Genomic DNA, 14,813 nt, shown 5'->3' on the forward strand with positions numbered 1-14,813 from the left:
CCGTTTGAGCAGGATCCGATGCTCATTGACGACGACGGCGCATCGTCAGCAGACAACACGGCCAACTCGCCATTGACTTGCGGATCCTGCTCATTTCCCAGGGCAGCCTCACACAGCCTTCTCATCGCCTCGGGAAACAGAGCCGAACACGCCCAAACCGACATGGGCTACCTCGTCGATTCCATCCGGCGCAGGGCACAGATCTCGACCACCGTCTCAACGAGTTGGGTCATCGTCTGCGTGGTGAACCTGAGGATCAGCCAGCCCTCCCGCGCCAGAAGGACGTCCCTCTCCCGGTCTCCGTGAAAGCCCTGGTGGGTGTGGTGGAACTCCTCGCCGTCGAACTCAAGGCCAAGCTTCAGGTCTGGAAAGCCGACGTCCAGAAAGCGCACCACGGACCCGATCTTGACCCTGAGGTTGCTCCTCCACCCCTTGATGCCGGCGTCCCGCAGGAGTCGATGGGCCAATCGCTCCAGCGGTGACCAGGGCTCGTCGCGGGAATCCTCGAGGATCTCGCGGCGCATCCGATTCCCCCGACGGTGTGGGCTCAGCCGCAGCGCCGACTTCAGTTGCGCCACCTTGACCACCCGCCTACGAAGTGCCTCGTCGACAACGTCGGGGCCCATCTCATCCATCAGATCGAGGACGGTCAGGGCGGTCACCGTCACGGGGATGCCCGACCGAACGGTAACGAGCCCCGGCGGGATGTAGCGCTGCTCGATGTCGTAGCCGGGCGCTGGTTCCATCTTGGCCGCGTTCGCTACCGTGATGCTGGGCCCCAAGTCAATGTCTGGCCACCAGGTCAGCTGCGCCGCCGACCTTCTGGTCACAACCACACCCGCATGATAGGCAGCCACGGCCTGCAGCCTGAGCCGTCGCTCCCGGTCGTCGTCAGTGCTTGAAGGTGGACCGTAGACGCCAGGCAGGAGCCTACGGATCTCACCGCGGCAGGCGCAAGAGTTCAGGGCCCGAGCCAGGTGGGGGTACTGGCGTGCGCTGGCGACGCCGTCCGATAGCAAGGCCGCAATCTCGGGATTCATGATTGTCAGCGTGCCTCGCCGAGCGCGGCCAAGTAAGGGCTTCCGCACAACCTGTGGATAACTTTGAGCAGGATCCGATGGTCATTGAAGGATCCGGAGCATTGTCAGCAGACAACGCGGCGACCCCGTCAATGACTTGCAAATCCTGCTCAAACCCGCACCCAGCTGCGGCTTGGCTCTCCTGGATCTGGTGGTTGGGGAGACTGAGCGGGGCCCCGCCGCGACGTGTCGGCGGGGCCCCGTTTCAGCGGTGGGGTCACCCGTGGGCCATGAACTCTTCCTCGAGCTGCTCGAGCGACTTGCCTCGGGTCTCCGGGAGCATCTTGTACACGAAGATCAGGGCGCACACGCCGAGGCCCGCAAAGATGACGCCCCCGTCCAACAGGGCTCTGGCGGTGCTGGCCGCCCGCGCAAGCGCGGCCTCGATGGGCTGGGCCCGGTGCTCGGTTGAGAGGATCTCCACGCCCCACGGTGCGTTGAACCCGGCCTCGCGGATCGCGGCCACCAATGATGGAAGGGCGAACCGCCCCTCCTCCGGATAGCGGCGGTTCTTGACGGTGTCTTCCTGCCACGATCCGACCCGCGCGTTCGGGTCAGACAGTTCGACCGAGACGATCGACGAGGCCGGGAGTTGAGCGATCTCCGAGTGGGGAGTCGCCATGTGCTCGATGTGCCAGACGTCGAGCACCATCCCTGCACCCGGGTGGTCTGCGGCCTGAATCAACCGCAGAGCATCGCCCGCCGTGGCGATGTTGGCCCACGGGAGGAACTCGATGGCCGTCCTGGCGCCGAGGTCTGCCGCCTTCGAGGCGACCGACCGGAACCGCTCGGCCCACCGTTCCAGATGCCACTCTGCGCCGGTCTCCTCGGGAGCGATCTTGAGCGTGGTGCCCCCCAACTGCTCCACGAAGTACAGCATCCGGTTGAGATCCGCGGCAGCCACCGGATCGGCGTCTTCATCGTTCCACCAGCCCGACAGGAACTCGACCTCCAACCGACGGATTCCGTTGTCGCGCAGGATGGCGCGCATGGTGTCGATTCCGAACCGCTGCTCGGCGGCTTCGAGGTCAGGCAGGACGAAGCCGAGACCGACGTAGCCCGCCCCTGCCACCGCTTCGACTCGGTGCTGGAACGACTCAGGCGACCTCACGTCCTCGTCGAGGGGGCTGGTGTCGCCTGCCGAGGTCCAGCACGTGGCGATCAGCTCGCTGGTCATACCGATGCCACCTCGACGCGGCGTCCGCTGCGCGCCGATTGCATCGCGGCCACGGCGAGCCTGAGCGCCGCGACGCCGTCGGAGAGCGACGGCGAGAACGAGCCACCGCCGTTGAGCGTGTCGACGAACGCCTTGAGCTCACAGGCGTATGCCTCGCGGTAGCGCTGGAGGAAGAAGTGCAGATACGTTTCGGTCTGCTCGGCGTGATCGGCACCGTAGGAACGCACGGAGGTCGGCAGCTGGTTGTGTGCCTGCAGCATGCCTCGCTCTCCGAACACCTCGAGCCGCTGGTCATACCCGAAGACGGCGCGCCTGGAGTTGATGATGGTGGCCATCGCACCCGAAGCGGAGCGCAGCGTCACCATCACGCCGTCGAAGTCCTCGAGTTCGATGAGCGCCGGATCGATGACGTTTTGTCCCATCGCCTCCACCTCGACGATGTCCGGCAGGAAGAACCGGACCATATCGAAGTCGTGGATGGTCATGTCCTTGAAGATTCCGCCAGAGGTCTTGACGTATTCGGGCGATTGCGGGGCCGGGTCACGGGAGATGACGACGACCTGCTCGAGCTTGCCGAGCTCGCCCTTCTGGACCCTGGCGTTGACCTGGGCGAATGAAGGGTCGAAGCGACGATTGAAACCCATCATGACGCGGGCGTCCTTCGGCACCGAAGCCTCGAGTTGAGAAGCCAGCCCGAGATCGAGGTCGACCGGCTTCTCGCAGAGGACGGCCTTGCCCGCGTCGACGGCGGCGCGGATCAGGTCGACATGCGTAGCCGTCGGCGAGCAGATGAGCACAGCCTCGACGTCAGGGTTCCGGATGGCTCCGAGAGCGTCGGACGAGGCCTTGGCCCCGGTCTTGGCGGCGATACGCTGCGCGGCCTCGGCGAACGGGTCGGCGACGATGATCAGTTCGGCTTCGTCGATGTCCTGGAAGGATCGGGCATGGGTGGCGGCGATGCGACCGGCGCCGATCATTGCAAACTTTGTCATTTCAGTTCCTCTCAGTTCCCGCTGCGGATTTCGGAGATCTTGACCGGTCGGTTCTCCTTCATGGAGCGTCCGAGTGCCTCACAGATGTACAGAGCTTCGAGCGCGTCCTCGACGGTCGCGAGGGAGTCGCCTCCGTTGCTGACGGTCTCGATGAACGCACCGATCTCGGACTTGTAGGCCGGGATGAAGCGTGGGTAGAAGTTCGGGAACCGCTCCCCCGCCTGTTCGAAGGTGAAGTTCGGTTCCGCGGAGGTGACGGCCATGTACTCAGCGAACCCGACGGAGTAGGTCTCCTTGTCGCCGGCCAGTTCCATCCGGATGTCATAGCCGCCGCGTTGTAGCGGCTGACCTGCATGGTGACCAGCGTCCCGTCCTCAAGCCGGAGCACGCCGACACCGTTGTCGATGTCGCCTTCCTCACCGAAGTACGGGTCGCCCAGGTTGCCGCCGATCACGAAGACCTCATCGACCTCCTTGCCGGTGACCCAACGGATGGCGTCGGCATCGTGGATGGTGCAGTCCTTGAAGAGATACCCGGAGCCCTTTAGGTAGCTGGCGGGAGGTGGCGGGAAGTCGCCCGTGACCACGTGCATGCGGTGGAGCTTGCCGATCGCCCCCTCTTGGAGGAGCCTCTTGGCATTGATGTAGCCCTCGTCGAAGCGCCGCATGAAGCCGATCTGCGTGAGGTTCCCGGTGCGGGCGACGGCGTCGCGGACCCGCTCGGTCGTCTCGATGTCGAGTGCGACCGGCTTCTCGCAGAACACCGGCACACCGGCCTCTGCGGCCGCGATCAGGTGAGTCGCGTGGTCGACGGTGGGCGTGGCGATGATGAGGACATCAACCTCGCCGATGATGTCGTCGGGGGTGGATACCCGTGCCCCGAGCTCCTTGGCGACGGCCTCGGCGCGCTCGGGCTGGAGGTCGGCGAGGACGAGTTCCTTGATCCCCTTGAGGGTGGAAATCGTGCGGGCGTGATCGGCGCCGATGCGTCCCACACCGACAAGTCCTACGATCAGGTCCTTGGTCATGGTTTTGTTCCTTTCGGTTCAGGCTGTGGCACGTCATCGGTGGCGTGCCCTGTGTTGTTTCGGATTGGGTCAGGGGTAGACGTGGAAGCCGCGCCCGGTCTTGCGTCCGAGCCAGCCGGCCCGCACGTACTTGCGGAGGATGGGATGGGGCCGGTACTTAGGGTCGCCGGTCTCGCTCTGGAGCACCTCCATGATCGCCAGGACGACATCGAGGCCGACGAGGTCGCCGAGCGCCAGCGGACCCATGGGGTGGTTGGCGCCGAGCCGCAAGGCCGCATCGATGTCCTCCGCGGAGGCCGTGCCTGCGCCCAACACCTCGACCGCCTCGTTGATCATCGGGATGAGGATGCGGTTGACCACGAACCCCGCCCCTTCCGCGACCTCGACCGGCGTCTTGCCGATCCGTTCCGCGATGGCCTTGGCCTTGACGATGGCCTCGGGCGGGGTGGCGGCTCCGGCGATCACCTCGACCAACTTCATGACGGGTGCCGGATTGAAGAAGTGCATGCCCACGACGGCGTGGCTGAGGCCTCGGCCGATCTCGGTGATGGACAGCGAGGAGGTGTTGGTGGCCAGCACCGCACCGGCCACCGTTATCCCGTCGAGACGCTCGAACAGTGATCGTTTCGGCTCCAACTGTTCGACGATCGCCTCGACGATCAGCTCCCGGTCCGTGAGCGTCTCAATCTCTGCGACCCGGATCCTGGAGGACAGTTCGTCAGCCGAGTTCGCTTCGAGCTTGCCGCTTCTCACGCGGCGGGCCAGGCCTTCCTCGATGCGCTGCTTGCCACGCTCGGCCAGTTCGATGTTGGCGTCGCACAGGATCACCTCGTGGCCGGGTGCCGACGCCAGCGCCTCGGCAATGCCGGCGCCCATGGTTCCGGCGCCGACGACACCGATCAACGCTGGGGTGTGATAGGTCGTCACGTTCATGCTCCCTTGAATGGTTCCGGCTTGCGGCGTTCCACGAACGCCCCCATCGCAGAGGTCTGGTCTTCCGTCTCGAAGCACGATGCGAACTGGGCGGTCTCGATGGCGAGCGCCGTGTCGAGGTCCTTCTGGAGCCCCAGGTCGACGGCCGCCTTGGTGGCGCGCACCGCCAGTGGCGCCTGGTCCGCGATCCGGTCGGCCAGCGCGAGCGCCTCGTCGGAGAGGTCCTCCGCCGCGACGACCCGGTTCACCAGCCCGATGGCGAGCGCCTCGGAGGCATCGACCCGGCGTGCGGTGAACAGCAGTTCCTTGGCACGGGCAGGTCCAATGAGCCGCGCGAGGCGCTGGGTGCCGCCGAAGCCGGGGGTGATCCCCAAGCCGACCTCCGGCTGGGCGAAGACGGCCGTCTCGGAGGCGATCCGCAGGTCGCACGCAAGCGCAAGCTCACAACCGCCCCCGAGCGCGAAACCGTTGACGGCCGCGATGACCGGCATCGGGAGTTGCTCCAGTGCCCGGAAGACCCGATTGCCCAAGGCGCCGAAGGCCGCCGCGCCGAGCCGACTCATGCCCGCCATCTCGGCCACGTCTGCGCCCGCCACGAACGCCTTGCCGCCCGCCCCTGTCAGGACGACGGCCCGCGGCGCCTCCCTGGTTGCCCTGGAGATGGCCTCGTCCAGGTCGAGCAGCACCGCGGTGCTCAGCGCGTTGAGTGCTTCCGGACGCTCGACCGTGATGCGCGCAACCTGCCCGAGGGCCTCATATCCGACGGTGCTCATGACGCGTCCGCCTGGACGAGCGCGGAGATTCCCATGCCGCCCCCGATGCAGAGCGACGCCAGGCCGAGCCCTCCACCGCTGCGGCGCAGCTCGTGCAGCAGCGTTACCAGGACCCGGGCCCCGGAACAGCCGAGGGGGTGGCCGAGGGCGATGGCACCGCCGTTGGGGTTGACCAGGTCCTGGTCCAGGCCGAGCTGGCGGATCACCGTCAGCGCCTGGGCGGCGAATGCCTCGTTCAACTCGATCCGCGCTAGATCCTCGATGCTCGTGCCGGTGGCTGCGAGCAGCTTGCGGGTGCTCTCGACCGGGCCTCGTCCCATCAGTTCCGGCTCGACCCCGGCGCTGGCGGTGCCGACCAGCGTGCCCATCGGCTGAACCCCGAGTTCCCAAGCCTTGCGGGCGCTCAGCATGACCATCGCCGCCGCACCGTCGTTGATGCCCGAGGAGTTGCCCGCGGTGACGGTCCCGTCGGCTTTGAATGCAGGCCGCAGCTTTGCGAGCCCCTCCACCGTCGTGCCCGGACGGATGCCCTCATCGCTGTCGAAGGTGACCTTGTCACGCCCGACACGGACCTCAAGCGGCAAGATCTCGTCCGCGAATCGACCCGCGTCGCGCGCCGCGGCCGCACGACGCTGGCTTTCGGCCGCGAACGCGTCCTGGTCTGCGCGTGTGATCCCGAACTTCGCCGCCAGGTTCTCGGCGGTGATGCCCATCGGGTAGCCGTTGAACGTGTCGGTCAGTCCCTCGCTGAACATCGAATCGACGACGCGTCCCTCGTCGAGACGGTAGCCGAACCGCGCCTTCGGGAGCAGATAGGGGGCCTGTGACATGTTCTCCACGCCGCCCACGACGATGACGTCGGCCTGACCGGAGCGAATCAGTGCGGCTGCCAAGGCGACAGCGGCCAAACCCGAACCACAGACCTTGTTCACCGTCAGCCCAGGCGTCGCGAGTGGAAGCCCGGCGCCGATAGCCGCCTGCCGGGCGAGGTTCTGCCCGGTGCCCGCCTGGAGGACCTGCCCGAGGATCACCTCGTCGACCTCGCCGACGTCGACGCCTGCGCGCTTGAGGCTCTCGGCCACGACGGCGCTACCCAAGGTCGCGGCCGAGGTCTCGGCCAAACTGCCGCCGAACCGCCCGAGGGCGGTGCGCACGGCACCGGCAAGCACGATCTGCTCACTCATCTCTTCATTCTCCTTAATCATGGTGCTCAGCCCTCCCGGAACTGGATTCCGAAGCCCCCGCGTGGGTAATGCCAGCTGAGCGTGCCCGGGTCGGCGACCGCCAGACAGGTGCCGCACTCGAGGCACGCCGCGTACTCGACGGCGACGGTGCCGTCCGCGGCCCAGGAATAGACATCGGCGGGGCAGCAGCGGATCAGCCGTTCGGCGGTGCCGGTTGCCTTAGCGGCCTCCTGGTTGACGGTGATGTGGCTCTCCTCCTCGTCGGTGACGTAGCGGTTCCGAGCCAGGAGTTCGGTCGTGGTGAGTGTTTTCACAGCGACCTCACAGCCCTGAAAGCGTCGCGGGCGACGTCGCGGATCCGCAGTGGTGACCGGCGTAGCGCGCTGCGCGCCGTGCCGAGCATCGACTGTCTGGGGGTGGCGTCCAACGCGAAGACCCCTCGGAGGGTGTCGGCCAGGAAGTTGCCGTAGTCGCCGTAGAGGCGGGGGGTCTCGAGGAATCCGGGGGCCTTCGAATAGGTCTCCATGTCGCGCCCGACGAACGACTGCCCGAGCAGCCGTTCATACTCGCGCAACGATTCGGCGGACGTGTCGTCCCTCTCGATGGCGGCTGCAATGGCTGCCGCAGCGGCGATGGCCGAGCCGGCGGCCAGGTCCATGCCTCGCACGGTCAGGCCGGTGTTGAGGGTCAGCCCCGCCGCGTCGCCGACCAGTACGAGCCCGTCGTGGACGATGGCGCCCCTCATCGCGGCCCCGCCCTCGGCCACCAGGTGGCAGCCGTACTCGGAGACCTCACCGCCTTCCAGGTAGGGCGCGAGCATCGGGTGCGCCAGGCAGTGTTGGAAGACGTCCTCAGCACGCACCCCACGCTCGGTGAGATCGTCGAGGCGCAGGACGACGCCCACCGAGAGCGAGTCCCTGTTGGTGTACAGGAAGCCACCGCCACCGATCCCCTGGGTGCAGTCCCCGACGAGCGCCAGCGCCGCCCCCGAGTCGCCGACCAGGTTGAACCGATCAGCGATGGTGGCTTCCGGCAGCGTCACCAACGCCTTGATCCCGACCGCGAGATGGTTCAGCGGTGGGCGCTCGCGCAACCCGGCGTCACGGGCGATGAACGAGTTTACCCCGTCCGCCGCCACCACCACGCGGGCCCGGAGCTCATCCTCGTCGGCTTTGACGCCGACCACACGGTCTCCCTCACGCAGCAGGGAATCCACGCGGACGCCCGGCATGATCATGGCCCCCTCGGCCTCGGCCTGTTCGGCGAGCCACGGATCCAGTCGACCGCGCAGGACCGAGACGGCCGTCTCGGCCTCAAGCAGGCGCTGATCCCGGTAGTCGAGTGATACCCAGGAGTCCTGGTTGATGAAGCAGACCTGGTTACGGTCGATGCGTCGTTCGACCGGGGCCTGCGAGACGAAGTCCTGGAAGATCTCCTCCATTACCCGGCTGTACAGGATGCCGCCGGAGAGGTTCTTTGAACCCGGCGACTCCCCGCGTTCCAGGACCGCAACGGACAGCCCACGACGGGCGAGCAGCAGTGCGGTCACGGATCCGGCTACGCCGGCGCCGACGACGATGACGTCGAAATCCGGCTCGGTCATGGCGTGGCCCCCATTGCTGAGGTGAGGGCCGGGACGACGTCGTACAGGTCTCCGACCAGCAGGTAGTCGGCCTCCGCCACGATGGGCGCCTTTTCGTCGGTGTTGACGGCGACGATCACGTCCGCGCGGCGAGCGCCCGCAATGTGCTGGAGCTGGCCGGAGATGCCGAGCGCCAGATATAGCTCGGGGGCGATCTGCTGCCCCGAGATGCCGATGTAGCGGTCACGGCCGAGCCAGTCGAGCCCCTCGGCCAGCGGGCGCGTGCACCCCAGCTCGGCGCCCAGCGCCGTGGCGAGCTCTTTCACCAGGCTGAGATCGTCCTGCGAACGTAGGCCACGACCCACCGCCACGACCCGGGCAGCACTGCCGAGATGCGCCACGGCCCCCTTGTCCACCTGCAGGCTCAACTGCGCGATGGGCAGCCCCACGACCGGCTGCTCGATGACGGGTGCCGGAGGGCAACCGTCCACCGTCGCTCCCCCGTCGACCAGTAGCGCGACCGGGCCGTCGACCTCGGTGGTGCGCAACGCGATGCCGCCAAAGACCTCAGCGGTCACCCGGTACCCATCGGCAACGGCGTTGACCTCACGGGCGCCGACGATGACCGGTGCCCCGAGGGCGGCCGCTGCCGCGCCGAGCAACACCCGGCTCGCAGGGTCACGCCCTGCCAGCACCGGGCCCGGTTCGGACGCGACCAGCCTCGCAACGGCCGAGGCGAATGCCTCCGCGGGTTCGTCGCTCCCAGTCGGGAACCAGACGACCCGGTCGGCTCCGCTCTCCGCGGCGGCTTCCGCCTGGCTCCGGTCGCCGATCACAACCAGTGTCGTGGTGCCGCCGAACTGGGCGGCGATGGGCATCAGGCCACCGGTCGGGGCTGAGCCCGGAACCAGGATGTAGGTGTTGGTCATCGTCGGCCTCCTGCCGGTGTGAGCACGCCATCGGCGCGCAGTGACTCGATCAGCTGGTTGGCTGCCGACACGGGGTCGGAGCAGTCGATCTTGATTCCGCGACGGGCAGGCCCGTCGAGTGGGGCGGTGGTGACGATGTCACCCTCCGGCCCCAATTCGGTGACCTCGATCTTGGCCACGGGCTTGCGAGCTGCCGCCATCACATCCTTCATGCCGGGGGCCTTCAGCGCCGCGGCGTCGGTAGCGACGGCGAGCACCGCAGGCAGTGCGACCTTGAGTTCCTGGACCCCGGCACCCAGCGTCCGGACGACCCGGGTCTGAGCCCCTACGACCTCGATGCCCGCGACATCGGTCAGGGTGGGCCACCCCAACGCTCCCCCGAGCACGGCGGGCACCATCTTGGCGCCCAGGTCGATCGAGGAGTCCCCCGCGAACACCACGGCGACATCTCCCAGCCCCTTGACGAGGTCGGCGAGCGCCAGCGCGGTCCTTGTCGGGCCCGAGCCCCCGAGGCCAGGCTCGGCGCTCACCACAACCCGGTCCAGGCCGCGTGAAAGCGCCGACTTGGTCGCCATGGGTGTGGCTGCGTCGGGACCACCGACGCAGATTCCGACAAGCTCGGCCCCGAGCGCGTCGGCGGCCTTCCTGCCGACGGCGATGGCGACGGCGTCGTAGTCGCTGACCACGGCCTTGGCCCGGGTGAAGTCGACGGTGCCGTCGGTTCGCACCACGGCATCCTGGGCGTCACCGGCCCATTTGTAGGCAACTGCAACGATCATGATCCGTCTCCCCTCATGCCCCGACGCGGCGCTCGGTGAGCACCTGCTTGGCGATCACGAGCCGCTGCACCTCGTTGGTGCCCTCGTAGATTTCCGTGATCTTCGCGTCCCGGTAGGCACGCTCGACCGGGTAGGCCTCGGTGTAGCCGTTGCCTCCGTGTACCTGGATCGCCTGACCGGCGACCCGGGAGGCGAGTTGACCGCAGAACAGCTTCGCCTGAGCCGCCGCTTTCGCATGCGGCTCACCATTGCCCTCGAGCCAGGCGGCCCGGTCGGTGAGCAGCCGGCCAGCCTCGATGTCGGTCGACATGTCCGCGAGGATCCACTGGATGGCCTGCAGCGACCCGATGGGGCGGCCGAATTGCACCCGCTGGTTCGCATAATCGACCGAGGCCTCGAACGCCCCTTGCGCGATACCGAGCCCCTGGGCCGCGATCCCGATGCGCCCGCCGTCGAGCGTCTTCATCGCGATCTCGAAGCCCTGCCCCTCCCGCCCGAGCAGCGCGTCCTTGGGCAGGTACACGTCGCTGAACATCAGCGGTGGGGTGCTGGAGGCCCTGATCCCCATCTTGCGTTCGCCCTCACCAACCGAGAATCCGGCGGTGTCGCGATCGACGATGAAGGCACTGATCTGGCGGTGTGCGGGCCCCTCAGAGGTGGTCTTCGCGAACACCACGAAGGTCTTCGCGTAGCCACCACCGGTGATGAACACCTTCTGCCCGTTCAGGATGTAACCGTCGTCGACCGGGCGTGCGGTCGAGGTCATCGCCGCGACGTCGGTGCCGGCTCCAGGCTCGGTCAGCCCGAACGCCCCCATGGCCTCCCCCGCCGCCATGGCAGGCAGGAGTGCCTCCTTCTGCGCATCGGTTCCGTAGGCGAGGATCGGCCAGACGGCCAGGCTGTTGTGGGCCTCAACCATCACCGACGTCGTGGCGCATACCCTGGCCAGCTCCTCGACCGCGATGATGTAGCTGAGTTGGTCGAGCGCCGCACCTCCGTACTCGGCAGGCACGAACATCCCGAGCAGGCCCTGCTCGGCGAGCCTCGGGATGATCTCCAGGGGCGTGCGGTGTTCGCGGTCGATCTCGGCCGCCATGGGAGCGACCTCCGCCTCCGCGAACTGCCGTACGGCGTCGCGGATCATCGTCTGTTCATCGGTCAGTTGGAAGTCCATGTCACGGTTTCCTTTCACACCAGCGCTGGGCTGCGGAACCGGGCGTCGAAGGCCGCGGTGAGTTCGGGTCGGAAGTCGGGGTGCGCGATGGCGATCAGCCGCTCTGCACGTTCCCTGAGAGTTCGTCCCCACAACTCGGCGATGCCGTATTCGGTGACGATGTAGTCCACGTCGCAGCGCCCCGTCGAGACGCTGGCGCCCTCGTCGAGGAAGGGCACGATCTTCGATACGGCGCCCTTTGCAGCCGTGGATGGGATGGCGATGATCGAACGGCCACCCTTGCTCATTCCGGCGCCTCGGACGAAGTCTGCCTGCCCGCCGATGCCGCTGATCTCACGGGCGCCGACGGAGCTGGAGACGACCTGGCCGATGAGATCCACCTGCACGCAGGAGTTGATCGAGACGAGGTTGTCGTTCTGCGCGATGACACGCGGGTCGTTGACGTAGTCGACGGGGGCCATGTAGATCATGGGGTTGTCGTCGACGAAGTCGTAGAGCCGCCGCGAGCCCATGAGGAACGTGACCACGCAGTGTCCCTGGTGGAGGGTCTTGAGCCGGTTGGTCACGACTCCGGACTCGATGAGGTCCAGGATTCCGTCGGAGAGCATCTCCGAGTGGACGCCTAGGTCGCTCTTCCCGTGTAGTTCCTTCAGCACGGCATCCGGGATGGCACCGATGCCGAGCTGCAAGGTGTCGCCGTCCTCAACCAGGGTCGCGCAGTTGCGCCCGATGGCCGCCTCGACCGACCCGATCACGGGCCGCGGCAGTTCGATGACCGGCATCTCGGCCTCGACGAAGTGGTCGATATCGGTCACGTGGATGGCGGAGTCGCCAAGCGTGCGGGGCATCTGAGGGTTCACCTGGGCGATCACGGTCCGGGCACACTCGGCCGCCGGCTTGGTGTAGTCGACCGACACGCCGAAGCTACAGTAGCCGTGCTCATCGGGCGGCGAGACCTGGATGAGCGCGACGTCGACGGGCAGCACGGTCCTCAGCAGCCGCGGCACCTGGCTGAAGAACACGGGCGTGAAGTCGGCGCGGCCGTTGGAGATGGCCGATCGGGTCGGCCCACCGGCGAACAGTGCGTTGTGTCGGAAAGAGCCTTCCAACCCCTCACCGCAGTAGCGAGCCGCGCCCATCGGCACCATGTGCACGATCTCGACGTCACGGTACTGGGATGCGTTGGCGACCATCGCTTCGATCAGGATGGCCGGCTCGGCGCAGGCATGCGCGGTGACCACGCGATCACCGGAGAGGATGTGTTTCACCGCCTCCGCGGCTGTGGTCAGCCGGTCTGTGTAATGGGTGTTCCATTGCATGGGAGTTCCTTGGGTGGGTGGCTCAGGCGATGAGCGTGAGCGGGACTCTGTGGTGGCCTCGCCCCATGAGGCTGCGGGCCTGGGAGATGAGGTCCTCGCTGATGCTGCCCACGAGGACGACGTCGGTGACGGCGTCGACCTCGCGCAGCAGCGCCCGGCGGACCAGATCCTGCATGGAATAGTCGGCGGCGGGGCAGCCGACGCAGGCGCCGAGCAGCCGGACCCCGACCACGCCGTCGGCGTTGATCCCGTCGACCTCGACGGCGCCGCCATGGCTGGCCAGCGCAGGCCGCACATGTGCGTCGAGCGCGGCTTCAACCTGGCGGGCGATGAGTTCCTGTGTCGGCATGTCAGTCCTCGATATGTGCGATGCGCTTGGCGAAGGCCTTCTTCGCCTCGAGGTTCGCCTGACGGCCGATCATGATCCGCTGCGCTTGCGGCGACCCTGCGCCGTGCAGCGACTCCGTCTGGTAGGCGACGGCACCCGTGCCGAGCGCCATGTTCTCCAGGAACCGCATCAGCTTGAGGCGGTTCTCGGTCGAGACGGTTTCGACGCCCTTGAAGTACTTCTCGATAACCGGGCCGAGCTCGGGGTGACGGAAGTCCTTCTCCTAAGGTGCGGTGACCATCAGGCCACCCGCGACATCGGTGGCCAGGCGCACGATCTCGTACGGGAAGCGCGTGACGTTCTGCTTGTTCACGTTTGCGAGCAGCAGGTCGACCATGTAGTTGCCGCTCGGGGTCGCGGTCCCCTCGTAGGAGCAGGCCAGAGCCGAGGCCCAGATCGTCTCGTTGAGGTGGACCATCTCGACGATCTTGTCCTTGATGTGCGAAGCCTTCGGCACGCCGTTGTAGTCGGCGGCCAAAGCGGTGGCGCCGATCAGCACGTCTGCGACACCCGTCTTGCAGGCGTAGCTTTGACGGTGGTAGCCGGCGAAGCGTTCGACCAGCAGCCCCGAGAACTCGGTCTCGCCATCCATGAAGATCCGGTCGTTGGGGACGAACACGTCGTCGAAGACGATGAGAGCCTCCATGCCGCCGAAATCGGGGTTTCCGGTGTCCATGGGGCTGCCCTCGGTCTTGCGGGTGTCGCAGGACTGACGGCCGACGATCATGAAGATGCCCTCGGCATCCATGGGGACGGCGAACGTCACGGCGTAGTCCCGGTCCGCCTCGGTCATGGTCTGGGTCGGCATCACGATCATCTCGTGGGAGTTGGAGGCACCGGTCTGGTGGGCCTTGGCGCCTCTCACGACGATGCCGTCCTCGCGCCGTTCCACAACGTGGACGAACATGTCCGGATCGGCCTGCTTGTGCGGCGGGAGCGACCGGTCGCCCTTCGGGTCGGTCATGGCGCCGTCGACGATCAGGTCGTTGGACTGGATGTAGCGCAGGTAGTCGAGGAACTTCGCATGGTAGGAGGAGCCGTTGGCCTGGTCCATGTCGAATGTCGTGGAGAAGACGGAGTTCAGGGCATCCATGCCGACGCAACGCTGGAAACAGGAGGCAGTCTTCTGCCCGAGGGTGCGCTGCATCCGCACCTTGTTGACCAGGTCCGCCGTCGACTCATGGATGTGTGAGAAGCGGTTCACACGTCCGCCGGTGTAGGGCGACTCAGCCGTGGCCAGGTCGCGGAACTCCGGGTCCTGTGCGAGGTCGTAGGTGGCCTTCACCGCATTCAACGACGGCCTCAGGATGGGGTGTTCGGTCGGGTTCTCCACCCGCTCGCCGAACAGGTAGATCTTCAGGTCCAGCTGTCGGATGCTCTCGATGTACTCTTCACCGGTCTTCAGCGCCATGGTGTTCACTCCTAAATTGGTGCGCTGCAGGCGGGGTATTGCCCCGTCCGGCCACCCTCCGTCGCT

At 66.9% G+C, this 14,813-nt stretch carries 14 protein-coding genes and 2 pseudogenes; all 16 read right to left on the minus strand.

All coding sequences use genetic code 11. The features are described from left to right. Nucleotides 1-167: 167 nt before the first annotated feature. Entirely contained in the window at nt 168-1,040 is an 873-nt protein-coding gene (locus BUC15_RS10735; protein WP_073188075.1) for a DUF559 domain-containing protein, read from the minus strand. Nucleotides 1,041-1,296: 256 nt separating this feature from the next. Then, nucleotides 1,297-2,256, minus strand: a complete 960-nt coding sequence (locus tag BUC15_RS10740) for a sugar phosphate isomerase/epimerase family protein (RefSeq protein ID WP_073188078.1) — start codon at nt 2,254-2,256, stop codon at nt 1,297-1,299. Continuing rightward, nucleotides 2,253-3,248 (minus strand): inositol 2-dehydrogenase, encoded by a 996-nt coding sequence (iolG, locus tag BUC15_RS10745; RefSeq protein ID WP_073188080.1) that lies wholly within the window; start codon nt 3,246-3,248, stop codon nt 2,253-2,255. The genes BUC15_RS10740 and iolG overlap by 4 nt, the downstream gene beginning before the upstream one ends. Before the next feature lie 11 nt (nt 3,249-3,259). Beyond that, complete coding sequence (locus BUC15_RS21260; RefSeq protein ID WP_425443354.1) at nt 3,260-3,562, minus strand: Gfo/Idh/MocA family oxidoreductase; 303 nt, start codon at nt 3,560-3,562, stop codon at nt 3,260-3,262. A gap of 14 nt (nt 3,563-3,576) precedes the next feature. Further along, nucleotides 3,577-4,275: pseudogene (locus tag BUC15_RS10750) on the minus strand (Gfo/Idh/MocA family oxidoreductase); the annotation flags it as partial. Between the two features lie 69 nt (nt 4,276-4,344). Beyond that, entirely contained in the window at nt 4,345-5,202 is an 858-nt protein-coding gene (locus BUC15_RS10755) for a 3-hydroxyacyl-CoA dehydrogenase family protein (protein ID WP_245787955.1), read from the minus strand. 2 nt (nt 5,203-5,204) lie between these two features. Beyond that, entirely contained in the window at nt 5,205-5,981 is a 777-nt protein-coding gene (locus tag BUC15_RS10760; protein ID WP_073188085.1) for an enoyl-CoA hydratase-related protein, read from the minus strand. Further along, nucleotides 5,978-7,165, minus strand: a complete 1,188-nt coding sequence (locus tag BUC15_RS10765) for an acetyl-CoA C-acetyltransferase (RefSeq protein ID WP_073188087.1) — start codon at nt 7,163-7,165, stop codon at nt 5,978-5,980. Before BUC15_RS10765 ends, BUC15_RS10760 begins: the two co-directional genes overlap by 4 nt. 26 nt (nt 7,166-7,191) lie before the next feature. Next, entirely contained in the window at nt 7,192-7,479 is a 288-nt protein-coding gene (locus BUC15_RS10770; RefSeq protein WP_073188090.1) for a ferredoxin family protein, read from the minus strand. Further along, nucleotides 7,476-8,768, minus strand: coding sequence for an FAD-dependent oxidoreductase (locus BUC15_RS10775; RefSeq protein WP_073188092.1), 1,293 nt, complete (start codon nt 8,766-8,768; stop codon nt 7,476-7,478). The genes BUC15_RS10770 and BUC15_RS10775 overlap by 4 nt, the downstream gene beginning before the upstream one ends. Further along, nucleotides 8,765-9,676 (minus strand): electron transfer flavoprotein subunit alpha/FixB family protein, encoded by a 912-nt coding sequence (locus tag BUC15_RS10780; protein WP_073188094.1) that lies wholly within the window; start codon nt 9,674-9,676, stop codon nt 8,765-8,767. The genes BUC15_RS10775 and BUC15_RS10780 overlap by 4 nt, the downstream gene beginning before the upstream one ends. Further along, entirely contained in the window at nt 9,673-10,455 is a 783-nt protein-coding gene (locus tag BUC15_RS10785) for an electron transfer flavoprotein subunit beta/FixA family protein (RefSeq protein ID WP_073188096.1), read from the minus strand. The genes BUC15_RS10780 and BUC15_RS10785 overlap by 4 nt, the downstream gene beginning before the upstream one ends. Nucleotides 10,456-10,468: 13 nt before the next feature. Further along, nucleotides 10,469-11,629: an acyl-CoA dehydrogenase family protein gene (locus BUC15_RS10790; protein ID WP_073188098.1), complete on the minus strand. Its 1,161-nt coding sequence runs from the start codon at nt 11,627-11,629 to the stop codon at nt 10,469-10,471. Nucleotides 11,630-11,643: 14 nt separating this feature from the next. Then, complete coding sequence (locus BUC15_RS10795) at nt 11,644-12,948, minus strand: acetyl-CoA hydrolase/transferase family protein (protein WP_073188100.1); 1,305 nt, start codon at nt 12,946-12,948, stop codon at nt 11,644-11,646. A gap of 22 nt (nt 12,949-12,970) precedes the next feature. Beyond that, complete coding sequence (locus BUC15_RS10800; RefSeq protein WP_073188102.1) at nt 12,971-13,297, minus strand: NifU family protein; 327 nt, start codon at nt 13,295-13,297, stop codon at nt 12,971-12,973. Between the two features lies 1 nt (nt 13,298). Next, nucleotides 13,299-14,747: pseudogene (locus BUC15_RS10805) on the minus strand (4-hydroxyphenylacetate 3-hydroxylase family protein). Nucleotides 14,748-14,813: the final 66 nt, after the last annotated feature.

Origin of the sequence: Tessaracoccus bendigoensis DSM 12906 (assembly GCF_900141915.1) — a bacterium.
Taxonomy (GTDB): domain Bacteria; phylum Actinomycetota; class Actinomycetes; order Propionibacteriales; family Propionibacteriaceae; genus Arachnia; species Arachnia bendigoensis.

Coding starts and splice junctions, on each gene's coding strand:
- BUC15_RS10735 (WP_073188075.1), bottom strand. CDS start 1,040: ATGAATCCCGAGATTGCGGCCTTGCTATCGGACGGCGTCGCCAGCGCA.
- BUC15_RS10760 (WP_073188085.1), bottom strand. CDS start 5,981: ATGAGCACCGTCGGATATGAGGCCCTCGGGCAGGTTGCGCGCATCACG.
- BUC15_RS10775 (WP_073188092.1), bottom strand. CDS start 8,768: ATGACCGAGCCGGATTTCGACGTCATCGTCGTCGGCGCCGGCGTAGCC.
- iolG (WP_073188080.1), bottom strand. CDS start 3,248: ATGACAAAGTTTGCAATGATCGGCGCCGGTCGCATCGCCGCCACCCAT.
- BUC15_RS10795 (WP_073188100.1), bottom strand. CDS start 12,948: ATGCAATGGAACACCCATTACACAGACCGGCTGACCACAGCCGCGGAG.
- BUC15_RS10790 (WP_073188098.1), bottom strand. CDS start 11,629: ATGGACTTCCAACTGACCGATGAACAGACGATGATCCGCGACGCCGTA.
- BUC15_RS10800 (WP_073188102.1), bottom strand. CDS start 13,297: ATGCCGACACAGGAACTCATCGCCCGCCAGGTTGAAGCCGCGCTCGAC.
- BUC15_RS10765 (WP_073188087.1), bottom strand. CDS start 7,165: ATGAGTGAGCAGATCGTGCTTGCCGGTGCCGTGCGCACCGCCCTCGGG.
- BUC15_RS21260 (WP_425443354.1), bottom strand. CDS start 3,562: ATGGAACTGGCCGGCGACAAGGAGACCTACTCCGTCGGGTTCGCTGAG.
- BUC15_RS10780 (WP_073188094.1), bottom strand. CDS start 9,676: ATGACCAACACCTACATCCTGGTTCCGGGCTCAGCCCCGACCGGTGGC.
- BUC15_RS10785 (WP_073188096.1), bottom strand. CDS start 10,455: ATGATCGTTGCAGTTGCCTACAAATGGGCCGGTGACGCCCAGGATGCC.
- BUC15_RS10740 (WP_073188078.1), bottom strand. CDS start 2,256: ATGACCAGCGAGCTGATCGCCACGTGCTGGACCTCGGCAGGCGACACC.